This window comes from Mucilaginibacter aquariorum (genome assembly GCF_024498135.1).
Taxonomy (GTDB): domain Bacteria; phylum Bacteroidota; class Bacteroidia; order Sphingobacteriales; family Sphingobacteriaceae; genus Mucilaginibacter; species Mucilaginibacter aquariorum.
In genome coordinates this window covers 1,749,575-1,762,091 of the sequence record NZ_JANHOH010000001.1, presented here as the reverse complement: position 1 = coordinate 1,762,091, position 12,517 = coordinate 1,749,575, and the positions used below count along the sequence as shown (strand labels likewise).

Genomic DNA, 12,517 nt, shown 5'->3' with positions numbered 1-12,517 from the left:
ATAGTTTAGTTAGTTATTAGTTAGTATAGTATGTAAGCATTATTACGCACTTTATAGTTAGAGTGGGTAAGCTGTGTGATCGCTTTTAAGATGCCCGGTAATGTTTGCCCCTGAAAAATAGCGGTGATGTGTTGCTGTGACAACTTATCTCCCGTTACTTTTATATCAACCCCATATTTGTAGCTCAGCTTTAAAGCCACACTTTCCAGATCTGAATTCTCAAAGATCATTTTATCATCCATCCAGGCAATTGCATCTTCTGGGTTTGCTAATGTGATAACCTCAAAAGTATTTTTACCATCTTTTGTAGATGCTGATTGCCCTCTGGTTAATATAACATGTGCCTGGTTTAATTCATCTTTTACGGCAACTTTACCTGTAAGCACAGTTACATTCATTGGCTTTACCTGCGAATATGCGCTTACAGTGAATGTGGTACCTAATACATGCGTTTTTAACCTGCCAGAGTGAATAACAAAGGGCTTATTCTCATTGTGTATTACCTCAAAATAAGCTTCCCCTTTTAAATATACCTCGCGGGTTTTAGCGTTGAAGTTTTGCGGATAACGTAAATCGCTATTTGCATTTAAGGTTACCCTGGTGCCATCGCTTAATAATATAACTTTCGTTTTAGCTACCCCTGCGTGTTGGGTGAGGTATACAATATGATCACCACTTGCAACTTTATTATAATTATAAATAATTAAGGTACACGCGCTAATTACTAATACTATTACAGCAGCGAATTTGAATAGCACCTTTGTTTTTTTAAGTGCCCAAAGCCTTAACTTAATGTTGCTATACATACGGTTCCAGTCAACAGTATCAGGAACGTTTTCCTGCGGGGAGCCTTCCCAGTGTTTTTTCATGGGGCCATCAAAATCCTCAAAATCTGTTGATGTTTTTATAAGCTCCATAAATTCATCGAACTCCTGTTTAGTACATGTATTGTTCATGTACTTTTCTAACAGTTCCGATTTTCTATCTTGTTGATTCATTTATCCTGATTGATACTTTAAAGACACAGCAAAACGCCAATCAGACTAATGGGAAATGAAATAAATTTTACATTTTATTTAAAACGATGTTTTTTAGCTAACGATTTACTAATTAACGACGTTTTTATTGGTAAACTAATTAAAATTAATCCATTAAAATATGAAAAGCATATTATTTATGGCAAATTAATGAAAATGTGTAATTTATTTGATGTGTTTGGATGTTAATTTATGTAGAAGAGGGAAAAAATAGCGATTAGGGTGGGATTGACGTCGTTTTTGGCAAGATAAGCGCCTATAAAGTGAAGTGCAGCCATTAAATGATTTTTAACGGTGTGCCTTGAAAGATTTAAATGTGTAGCAATTTCATCATAATTTAAGCCGTCCTCTTTATTTAGCTTATATACTAACTGCCGTTGCGGCGATAGCTGACTTACAGCGGTTGAAATTAGCTTTCTGCATTCAGATACCCGCATGTTGGCTTCTGTGTTGTTATCATTAGTTACTGCAACACGCAACAGCTCGTTAACCAGCCTGGTATCGCTAGCAGCTTTTCTAAGATAGTTTAAGGAGTAGTTGCGTGCAATGGTATATATATAGCCGCCCAAGTTTTTTACATCTTTAAGTGAGTCTTTATTTAGCCATAATTTAATGAAGATCTCCTGTGTTATTTCTTCTGCAGCATACTCAGACTTAGCTATAACATAAACCTGGGCATAAACCTGATGTTTATAGCTTTCAAAAACTTCTTCAAATTTTAAATCGTGATGTTGTTTTGAATTAAAAGCCCTCATTATTTAGCAACCATTTAAAATTATGCAAGTAAAATCAGTAGCATTTGAATTTCTAATGTAGCTAAAAAAAACACTTTGTTCAATTAAATGAAATAAAATGTTAAGATAAAGTTAAATAGTGGCTGCCTTTCGCGCTTATGTAAACGCTTAAAAATAGTGCAGCAACCCACTGATGGTCATTTATCCGTAATTTAAAGAACGCAGAATTGAATTGTTCTTTCAAAGGCAATCTTATTTTGATTTTCGAAGAAACGGACTTAATTTGCCTCCTATACCCCTTTTACAGTAAAATAGCTTTTTACAAATTAATAACTGCTCGTTTTTATTTAACGAACTAAACAAATACTAATATAAATTATGAAAAAAGCATTAGGCGTTTTAGCGTTGATATGTGCTTATGCCGGCACATTTGCACAATCTCCGGTTATCATTCAGAAAGATCCACAAATTGAAAGGATGGTGAGCGAAGTATCTGCTGATTCCTTACATGCCAATATTATTAAGCTGGTTAGCTTTGGTACCCGCAACACTTTAAGCACCACCACCGATGCAAAGCGCGGGATAGGTGCGGCCCGTAACTGGATATTAAGCAAATTTAACACCTATGCCAAAACATCAGGAGGGAGGTTAACAGCAAAGCTCGACACTAACAATTATCAGCCCGATGGTAAAAGAATAGATGTACCGGTTATATTAACCAATGTAGTAGCTACCTTAAAAGGAACCGACCCGGATGATCACCGCGTGTTTATTATAAGCGGCCATATGGATAATATGCGCAGTAATGTAATGGATAGGGAAGGCGATGCCCCCGGCGCAAATGATGATGGCAGCGGCACGGCTGCTGTAATAGAGTGTGCACGTATCATGAGCAGGCAATCGTTTCCGGCCACTATAATTTTTGTTGCTGTTTGCGGAGAAGAACAGGGTTTGTTAGGATCGGGTTTTATGGCCGCAAACGCCAAAAGGGACAGCTGGGAAATTGGTGCTGTTTTAAATAACGATATAATAGGCAGCAATAACAGTAACGAAACTAATATTATTGATAATACAAAAATAAGGGTGTTTAGTGAGGGACTGCCAGCTTATGAACTTGATGAAAAAAAGGCAGCAGTCATTCGCTCCATGGGCTTGGAGAACGACGGAGCCTCACGCCAATTGGCCCGTTATATTAAAGAGGTAGGCGAACGTTATGTTGATAATCTTCAGGTTTTTATGGTTTATCGGCCAGATCGTTTTGGGCGCGGTGGGGATCATCAGCCTTATCAGCAAAAAGGGTTCACAGCTGTACGTTTAACTGAGATGAACGAAAATTTTTATCATCAGCACCAAAATGTACGTACTGAAAATGGCATCAGCTATGGCGACTTAACGGAATACATGGATTTTGAGTACCTGCGTAAAAACACCGCCCTTAACCTATGTAACCTGGCTAATCTTGCAAAATCTCCATCAATGCCCCGCGAGGTTTCTTTAATTATGGCTGGTTTGGGCAATTCAACAACTTTAAGCTGGAAAGCGCCTGTTACAGGAAAGGTAAAAGGATATTATGTAATGATAAGGGAAACCACCAGCCCGGTATGGCAAAAGAAAATTTTCACTACTTCTACCGAGGTAAAGCTACCATACTCTAAAGATAACTACTTTTTTGCAGTGCAATCTGTAGCTAATGAAGGAAATGAAGGATTGCCGGTTGTGCCCTCTGTAATGAGGAGGCAAGCACAAGCAGGCGCCGCCGGCGCAACACCTAAAAAATAGCTTAAGCTATTCATTAGATAAAAGAAGGTGTTAAATTCAGATTTCCGCCATCATTTAACGGTTATTCAAGCCTGCCTATAAATGAAGGGGGTAAGAGTAAAAAGCAGTTTTTGCAGATCAAATTTCATGGCTTTCCTCGTTAGAGAAATAGAAATTAGCGTCTGCTTTCAACCGTATAAACAAAACTGTCTGCTTTATAATAACCCAGGTTATATTCAATCGGGCGTTCGCCCTGGTCAAACACAAATCGTTTACGGAACAATACCGGGCTCCCATTTGATAGTCTTAATTTAGCGGCAATAACATCGTCAGCTGCATGCGCGCTTATTTCTTCTTTTGAAAGTGAGGCCACGGTGGAGTACTCTAATTCCAGCAATTCGTAAAGCGGGCGTTTAAAATCCTCATCACCGGTAAGCCCGATACGGGGATGGAAATAAGAAATAAAGTAAACAAAAGGCGTCTCAACTGTGCCTCGCACCCTTTCCATTTTCAATATTTTTCTGTCGGTTTTTATCTCGAAAAAATTGGCCAGCATTTCATCCGGATATACCCATGTAATATGCAGTTCAAAGTTTTTGATGCTGATACCACGCAGTTTCATTTCTTGCGAAAAGCTAAGCCAGTTATTTGATTTAGAACTTACTATTGCATTATTAACTTTTGTGCCGGTGCGTTTTTTGCGGATCAGTAAATTTTCATATACCAATTTGTTTATGGCCTGGCGCAGGGTGGTACGCGATATGGCCAGTACTTTCGCCAATTCTACCTCATTAGGTAATAGCTTTCCGTTTTGATATTTCTCTTCGGCTATCATCTTTCTTAAAAGTTCTTCGGCTTGTATATGCAGCGGAACAGGGCTTTTATGATCAATAGAATATTTCATATAGTGTAATATGTACAATGATAATGAAATTTCATTTATAAGTACAAGTGTACATACATATAGGATCTACAAAATCCTCATTTAGGTGTGATATAGTGTGGTTTATACACGGAGTAAATATTTTTTAAATAATTTGGTAATGTGAAATTTGTTCATATGTTTGTACATTATAATCATAAACCAATTATATAATTTTTTATTCCCACAATCAAACAATGGCCCTTGAGGCTATTTATGTGGAAATTGATATATCCATACATTACTACAATGAATATTGATACTAAAGATTACAAGCAGATAGAAGGGGTTGACACGGAAGTGCGGAAAACCGCGCAGTTTTTAATGCCGGCGAAATTAGATGATGCCCTTAATGCCAATGGTGGCTACAATGTTTATCCCACTTGTGCATTAGGCTCAGGAAAAATATTTAACGGCTTAGACTCCCTTGCCCAATACATTGTAGTACAGAAAACTATTCTGATTGATGGATATGCCGGCTTGTTTTGGGATAATATACAAGTAAAGCTGCAAGATTATTTTACGGAAAACGGGCTAAAAGTAAACTGGATCAATACGGAAAATTTTTTAAAGCCTGCTAATGAAATTGAAAAACTGGTTGAACCATTTTTAGGCGAGCTTGAATCTGTTTGGGGTACCAAAACTACATTATCGCTCAATGACTTTTATGATGCAAGCCTTACCAGGCAAATTACCGATGACAGCGACATCAATATTATAATAGGTACCGGCGCGGTTTTATCCGGATGGGATGTTCCGGTTATTTATATCGACCTGCCAAAGAACGAACTGCAATTTAGGATGCGTGCGGGCAGCATCACCAATTTAGGTGCTGTGCAGGTGAACGAGCCCTTTCAGATGTACAAGCGTTTTTACTTTGTAGATTGGGTAGTATTAAACAATCATAAAAAAGCGATACTGGATCGTATAGCTGTTGTAGCAGACGGCCAATGGCCGGAAACCATTAACTGGATGCATAAGGCGGATCTGGCTGAAGGCCTTAATAAGATCAGCCAATCTGTTTTTCGTGTACGCCCCTGGTTTGAGCCGGGTGCATGGGGTGGGCAATGGATAAAAGAGCATATTAATAACATTAATAAGGATGTAGTTAATTACGCCTGGTCCTTTGAAATGATCGTTCCTGAAAATGGTTTGGTGTTCGAGAGCGATGGCAACCTGCTGGAGGTATCATTCGATACCTTAATGTTCAGCAATAATAAAAATGTATTGGGCAAACATGCCGAGCGTTTTGGCGATGAATTCCCTATTCGTTTCGATTTTCTGGATACATTCAATGGCGGTAACCTGTCTATCCAATGCCATCCATCGGTTAAATACATACAGGAGAATTTTGGCGAGAACATTACCCAGGATGAAACCTATTACATTTTAGACTGCGACGATAATGCCCGGGTTTATCTTGGCTTTCAGGATAGCATTAACCCGGCCGAGTTTAGAACCGTGCTGGAGGATAGCCAGGCAACAAGTACCGAAATACAGATAGAGAATTATGTACAATCGCACCCCGCGAAAAAGCACGATCTGTTCCTTATCCCTAATGGTACCGTGCACAGTGCCGGTTCGGGCAATATGGTGCTGGAGATAAGCGCTACCCCATACATCTTCACCTTTAAAATGTACGACTGGGTACGCCTTGACCTTGACGGCAATCCGCGCCCAATAAATATAGACCACGCTTTTAATAATCTTGACTTTAACCGCAAAGGTAAACAGGTTTACCGTGAACTTATCTCAAAACCCGTGGTAATTGAGCAGGCCGAAGGTTACCAGTTGATACACATGCCAACCCATACCGAGCATTTTTATGATGTGCACCGCATGGAGTTTGATAACAAAACCACGGTAGAAACCAATAATGTATGTCATGTGATGATGCTGGTGGAAGGCCAGGCCGTTCAGTTGGAAACTGCTGATGGCACCAAACAGAAATTTGCCTATGCAGAAACATTTGTAGTACCGGCGGCGGCAGGTTCATATACCTTAACCAATTTGGGAAAAGGCCGTGTAAAGGTTATTAAAGCATTTTTAAAATCTGAATAAGAATAAACCTAAATAAAATATAACTAATAAACCCAATGTTATGAGACTGAAATTATTACACAAATTAAAAAAACTAAAGTGGCTTTATAATAAGTCGCTGGTAGCCGTGCTGCTGGGTGCTGCTGTATTGCCTTGTGGCATTGCCAATGCAACAACTATAAAACATCCGTACACAAAAAATGCTTTTGATATAACCGTAACCGGTAGGGTGTTAGATGATACCAACCAGCCTTTACCAGGTGTAAACGTTAGTATTACCGGTACAACTATTGGTACGGTAACAGATGTTAACGGCCGCTATAAACTTAACGTACCTGATGCATATGCAGGCAAAAGTCTTACGTTTTCGTTCATTGGCTTTGTAAAGCAGGAAATTGCCATAGCCGGCAAAAGCGAAATAAATGTTAGCCTGAAACCTGATAACACCAGCCTTAACGAGGTAGTTGTAGTAGGTTATGGTACCCAAAAGAAAATTAATCTTACTGGTGCCGTAAGTACTATAAGTGCTAAAAGTATAGAGAACAAGCCTGTATTAAATACTTTTCAGGCATTACAGGGTGAGTCTCCAAACTTAATTATACAGCAAAGTACCTTAGACCCGGGCAGCGATGTTATCGTGAATATAAGGGGAGTAGGTACACTGGGCGATAACACACCTTTAGTAGTTATTGACGGTATTGTTGGTGGTAACTTAAATACTTTAAACCCAAATGATATAGCCAGCGTATCTGTATTAAAAGATGCGGGCGCGGCAGCCATATACGGTTCGCGTGCTGCAAATGGTGTAATTTTAGTAACTACCAAAAGTGGTAAGTTAAACGCAAAACCTAGTATTACTTATAATGGCAGCTATGGTTTGCAGGATGCAAGGGTACTTGTACATAAAGTAGATGCATGGGACAATGCTTACTATAAAAATCAGTCGCTGGTAAACTCTGGTTTGCCACCGGCTTACACGCCAGACCAGATCCAGGCTATTAAAGATCAGGGCAATGGCACCTGGGATGTAGAACACCTGTTAAAACAAGCGCCCCTCCAGTCGCACAACGTAAGCATGAGCGGTGGTAGCGAAAATAGCTCCTATTATGTATCTGCCGGTTACCAAAACCAAGGTAGTAACCTGATAGGTAACGGCGGTGAAGGTGCCAATTTTGGTTACCAGAAATATAACCTTCGGTTAAACCAAACATCTGTAGTGGGTAAATTCAGGGCTAACATTATCCTTAACTATACCAAAACACGTAATAAAACAAATAGCGTTGGCAACAACAACATATTTGCAGATGCCAACCGCGTGCCGCATAACTATAACTGGCAGGATGCAGATGGTAATTATTTAACAAACCCGGTAGCTTCGCAATACAATGAGTACGGCGTACTTGAAAAGGGTGGTTTTAACCAGGCTGACAATGATGAGATCTTCGGTGCGTTTAATGGCCAGTTAAGCATCACTAAAGATCTGAAGTTAACCGGCCAGTTTGGTGGTACCGTTCAAAACAACGGCAGCTTTTACCGAAGGATACAAGTTAACTATTTACCGGCAGGTGTGTATGGCGATGACAGGGCTGTATTAGATGGTAACAGCAAATCGTTATTGTTAAATACACAGGTAAATGCTGAATACAGTAAAAAGATATCTGATCATACTTTTAAAGTACAGCTAGGTGTATCAAGTGAAAACTATACCCAACGGGGCTTTAGATTACAAAAAACATTAACTGATCCTTTACTGGGTACACCTACAACAGGTACTATAGTAGATGCTGTTAACTCTAACAATAGCATTGGTGTTAATTCAAACAGCTTGCTTTCTGTTTTTGGTAGGGTAAATTACTCTTATAAAGACAAATATCTATTAGAAGGCGTATTTCGTAACGATGCTTCATCAAAATTTGCAAGGGGTAACAGGGCAAGTTTCTTCCCATCGGTAAGTGCAGGGTGGATCATATCTGAAGAATCGTTTATGCAGAACATTAAAAATACCGTGAATACGCTTAAGCTAAGGGCATCATACGGTATTGTTGGTAACCAAAACGTAAACAACTACCAATATCAAACTACCTACTTTAATTATGCCAGCGCATATGGGTTTGATAAAACCCCGGTTGGTGGTGCAGGTACTATGTTATCTAACCAAGACCTGACCTGGGAAAGGGCAGCAAGTTTTAACCTTGGTTTAGATGTAGGCTTATTCAATGATAAGTTAACCGCAACGTTTGAGTACTTTAATAAAACAACCAGCAATATTTTACAGCCAAGGCAGGATATTCCATTAATATTTGGCGCTGCATCTCCTGATTATAATGTGGCCAAAGTTAGGGCAAAAGGCTGGGAAGCTTCGTTAACCTACAATTTAAGAGGCCAAAATGTTACGCAAAGCTTTAGCGTGAACATAGCAGATAATCAAAATACTTTATTACAGTTAACCGGCAATACAAAAGAGCAGATCTACAACCAGGATGTGTTTCAGTTAATTAGAAGAGTTGGACAACCTGTAACCCAATATTATGGTTATGAAACAAATGGATTTTTCCAGAATCAGGCCGATATAGATAATTCTCCAAAAATGGCTGGCGCAAGTGTTCAGCCGGGCGATCTTAAATTTAAAGACCTGAATAATGACGGTATTATAGATGACAAAGATAAAGCCATACTGGGTAACCCATTTCCGCGATATACTTTCGGTTTTACATATAGAATAGCCTACAAAGGTTTCGATATGTCGTTATTCATCCAGGGTGTTGGCAAACGCGACGCATTCCTGAGGGGTGAGTTGGTTGAGCCGTTCCACTATGGTTATGGCGCTACTGTTTACGAACATCAAACAGATATCTGGTCGCCAAGCAACCCGGATGCAAGGTACCCTATATTGGCCAATATAGGTTCTCCGTCAAATACGTACAACTGGCGTACCGGCTCAGATCTGTATAAGTACAATGCTGCTTATGCTAGGTTAAAGAACGTTAATATCGGTTACACCTTCCCAACCAGGATCTCAAAGAAAATAGGTATGGAAAGATTAAGGTTATCCCTGATAGGGCAAAACCTGCTTACTCTTAGTAAGCTAAGCTTTATTGATCCGGAAACATCTGAGTTTGGTAATAACCTTAGTCCGTATTCGGCCTCAAACAGCGCCAGGCAATATCCGCTGGCAGTTTTTTACGGTGCCGGAATTGATATAACTTTCTAAACAGATCATATTTAAAACATATAAAAATGAAATTTTTAAAAAAGCTTTTGATCGTGTCTGTTGCGATAGTAGCAGTATCAGGATGTAAAAAACTTGATATTGCACCCACAGACAGATTCTCCGACCTTACCTTTTGGAAGGTGGACGCGAATGTGTACAATGCCTTATATAACAACTACGGTTTAATTTATAACAGCGGGTTATATTTTAATGCAGAGGCAATATCTGACAATGCCTATTCGCCAAGTGGCGACCTTAACCTTATAGCAAGTGGTAATGCCACTTCGCTTACAGCAAAGTTTGAGGGAGATTGGGGTTATTATTACTCAACTATAAAATCATGTAATATCTTTCTGAAAAATGTTGACCAGAATACCACCCTTCCGGCTGCTACCATTGCCAGGCTAAAGGCCGAAACTCGTTTTATACGTGCATTCGAACATTTTAATTTAACAAAATGGTATGGTGATGTACCTATTATGGACCACGACGGTACACCGGAAGAGGCGCAGGTAGTACCGCGCTCACCGAAAGCCACGGTAGTTAAATTTGTACTTGATGAGTTGGAAGCCGCTATTCCGGATCTTCCTTCAAAAGATGCGCTGCCTGAAGCAGAAAATGGACGTATCACAAAAGGCGCTGCATTAGCTTTAGAAGCCAGAGTGTTATTATACCAGGGCGACCGTATGGCAGATGTAGTAGCTATCTGCGAAAAGTTAATGAATGATCAGGGCACTAACGGCACTTATTCGTTAGCTAACAACTATAGCGCCTTGTTTAGCGATCCAACGGTGAACAACAAAAACAACGAAAGCATCCTTTCTTTGCAGTATGTACCAACTATACGTACATGGCAAGATTTTTGGGATTTTGCACCGCGCACTGTCGGCGGTCGTGTAAGCAGCATGGCACCAACCCAGGAACTTGTTAACGATTATATTATGCTGAATGGCAAAGGTATAACTGAAACAGGTTCGGGCTATGTAGAAGGTAACCCATACGTAAACCGCGACCCGCGTTTAACCGCTACTGTTGTGTACGACAAGTATACTTGGGTAAACGCAAATAATTCTACCAAAACTATCTACATAAAACCGGGTACAGACCCTGTCCAGCCTGGTTTGGACGAATACAGCGCGGGTTCGCAAGCTGCATCGCCAACCGGTTATTACTGGAGGAAATATTTTGACCCAAGCGCGCTGGCAAACTTTGTATCGGGCAATAACCTGCATTTGATAAGGTATGCCGAGATCTTACTGGATTATGCTGAGGCAAAACAAAGTCTTGGCCAAATGGATGCAACTGTTTGGAACAAAACCATTGGCGCATTGCGTGCAAGGGCAGGCTTTACCGATGCGGGTGCATTGAATTATCCGGGTGCTGCCGATATGACCAACATTATCAGGCGCGAAAGAAGAGTTGAGCTTGCAATGGAAGGCTTAAGAACTGACGATATCCGTAGATGGAAAATAGCTGAAACAGTTATGAATGGTTACGCACATGGCGCCAAATTCTCAGGAGACCAAAGTACCGATAACGGATACATACGGGCACAGTCAAGGAAGTTTAACGCTCAGCGCGATTACCTGTGGGCAATACCGGCAAACGAAACTAACAAGAATGCTAACCTTGGTCAAAACCCGGGATACACCAATTAACAATAAAAAAATTAGAGAGATATGAAAAATCTGATCAGGCTGGGTAGCATAATTCTGCTGGCCATAATTTCAATCACATCCTGCAAAAAGGAAGGAAGGCCATTAAACCTTAACTTAACCGCTGTAGGCAATCTGGCTTCGCCGGATGATAATACCGATGTGGTGCTCGACCCTACAAGTGATGCAAGCGTATTGTTTAAATGGGATGCTGCGACAGATGCGGATGGCGGGCTGGTACTATACGAAATTGCCTTTATTAAAGAAGGCGGTGATTTTAGTAAGCCAGTGTATAAAGTAGTATCTGATAAAGGTGGGGTAGATCCACAAATTACGCTTACTCATAAAGCTCTGAACAAGATAGCTAATACAGCCGGTATACCAGCTTCAAGCACAGGCAAGTTAAAATGGACGGTTATCGCATCAAAAGGTACCAACGTCAAAATTGCTTCGGTTTCAAGGACCATACAGTTAGACAGGCCGGCGGGATTTGCAGAAAACCCGACTGAGCTTTACCTGACAGGTACGGCAACCGAAGGGGGTACAGACCTAAGCAAAGCGGTTAAATTAAAGCAAACCGAGGATGGCGTATTCGAGATCTATACCTCGTTAACTGCCGGTGACTATATCCTTACCGATAAAAACACCGACGGCGGCAACCAGTATTATATTGAGAATGGCATTATTAAAGCAGGCAATACCCCAATTACTGTTAGCGGTGCCAAAAAAACATACCGCCTAAATTTTGACTTTACCTCGGCTACTTCAAAATCAATGGAAATACAATCTATAGGTTTATATATGTCTGCTTATGGTACCGAAATTGGTACGTTAAATTACATAGGTAACAGTACCTGGGAAGCGCCAAGTGTAGATGTAGAATTTTATCAGTTCTCATGGGGCCGGGATGAGCGTTATAAGTTTATTGTACATACTGCGGGCGGACTGGAATATATTGGAAGCAGTAATGCCAACAACGACCCACCAGCAGGCAAACCAGCTTCTTATTTTTATCTGTGGCCGGTAACCAACGATCAATGGAGCAACACCTACAAATTTGATCCATCTGCCGACAAGGCAAATGTTAAAGTTGATGTAATGTTTAAACCAGATGCTTATACGCATAAAGTAACGGTAAATTAAGCCGCTGCTTATAATTT

Annotated in this window: 8 protein-coding genes; 5 read left to right on the top strand and 3 right to left on the bottom strand. The window is 40.2% G+C overall.

The genetic code is table 11. From position 1 onward, the window contains the following. Nucleotides 1-20: 20 nt before the first annotated feature. Nucleotides 21-998 carry a FecR family protein gene (locus NPE20_RS07490; protein ID WP_256537992.1) on the bottom strand — a complete coding sequence of 326 codons (978 nt, stop codon included), beginning with the start codon at nt 996-998 and terminating at the stop codon, nt 21-23. Nucleotides 999-1,222: 224 nt separating this feature from the next. Continuing rightward, a complete protein-coding gene (locus NPE20_RS07485; RefSeq protein ID WP_256537991.1) occupies nt 1,223-1,792 on the bottom strand; it encodes an RNA polymerase sigma factor in 570 nt (189 codons plus the stop codon). Nucleotides 1,793-2,149: 357 nt separating this feature from the next. On the opposite strand from NPE20_RS07485, the gene NPE20_RS07480 reads away from it, so the two are divergent. After that, on the top strand, nt 2,150-3,550 hold the full coding sequence (locus NPE20_RS07480) for a M28 family metallopeptidase (RefSeq protein ID WP_256537990.1): 1,401 nt from the start codon (nt 2,150-2,152) through the stop codon (nt 3,548-3,550). A gap of 154 nt (nt 3,551-3,704) precedes the next feature. Here NPE20_RS07480 and NPE20_RS07475 read toward each other — a convergent pair whose 3' ends face one another. Beyond that, complete coding sequence (locus NPE20_RS07475) at nt 3,705-4,433, bottom strand: GntR family transcriptional regulator (protein WP_256537989.1); 729 nt, start codon at nt 4,431-4,433, stop codon at nt 3,705-3,707. Between the two features lie 267 nt (nt 4,434-4,700). On the opposite strand from NPE20_RS07475, the gene NPE20_RS07470 reads away from it, so the two are divergent. From NPE20_RS07470 to NPE20_RS07455, 4 genes are read left to right on the top strand one after another with little or no spacing between them, the layout of a single operon-like run. After that, entirely contained in the window at nt 4,701-6,512 is a 1,812-nt protein-coding gene (locus tag NPE20_RS07470; RefSeq protein ID WP_256537988.1) for a class I mannose-6-phosphate isomerase, read from the top strand. Nucleotides 6,513-6,552: 40 nt separating this feature from the next. Beyond that, nucleotides 6,553-9,702: a SusC/RagA family TonB-linked outer membrane protein gene (locus NPE20_RS07465; RefSeq protein ID WP_256537987.1), complete on the top strand. Its 3,150-nt coding sequence runs from the start codon at nt 6,553-6,555 to the stop codon at nt 9,700-9,702. Nucleotides 9,703-9,728: 26 nt separating this feature from the next. Then, nucleotides 9,729-11,360, top strand: a complete 1,632-nt coding sequence (locus NPE20_RS07460; protein ID WP_256537986.1) for a RagB/SusD family nutrient uptake outer membrane protein — start codon at nt 9,729-9,731, stop codon at nt 11,358-11,360. 21 nt (nt 11,361-11,381) lie between these two features. Beyond that, complete coding sequence (locus tag NPE20_RS07455; protein WP_256537985.1) at nt 11,382-12,500, top strand: SusE domain-containing protein; 1,119 nt, start codon at nt 11,382-11,384, stop codon at nt 12,498-12,500. Nucleotides 12,501-12,517 lie beyond the last annotated feature (17 nt).

Coding starts and splice junctions, on each gene's coding strand:
- NPE20_RS07475 (WP_256537989.1), bottom strand. CDS start 4,433: ATGAAATATTCTATTGATCATAAAAGCCCTGTTCCGCTGCATATACAA.
- NPE20_RS07470 (WP_256537988.1), top strand. CDS start 4,701: ATGAATATTGATACTAAAGATTACAAGCAGATAGAAGGGGTTGACACG.
- NPE20_RS07480 (WP_256537990.1), top strand. CDS start 2,150: ATGAAAAAAGCATTAGGCGTTTTAGCGTTGATATGTGCTTATGCCGGC.
- NPE20_RS07455 (WP_256537985.1), top strand. CDS start 11,382: ATGAAAAATCTGATCAGGCTGGGTAGCATAATTCTGCTGGCCATAATT.
- NPE20_RS07485 (WP_256537991.1), bottom strand. CDS start 1,792: ATGAGGGCTTTTAATTCAAAACAACATCACGATTTAAAATTTGAAGAA.
- NPE20_RS07460 (WP_256537986.1), top strand. CDS start 9,729: ATGAAATTTTTAAAAAAGCTTTTGATCGTGTCTGTTGCGATAGTAGCA.
- NPE20_RS07490 (WP_256537992.1), bottom strand. CDS start 998: ATGAATCAACAAGATAGAAAATCGGAACTGTTAGAAAAGTACATGAAC.
- NPE20_RS07465 (WP_256537987.1), top strand. CDS start 6,553: ATGAGACTGAAATTATTACACAAATTAAAAAAACTAAAGTGGCTTTAT.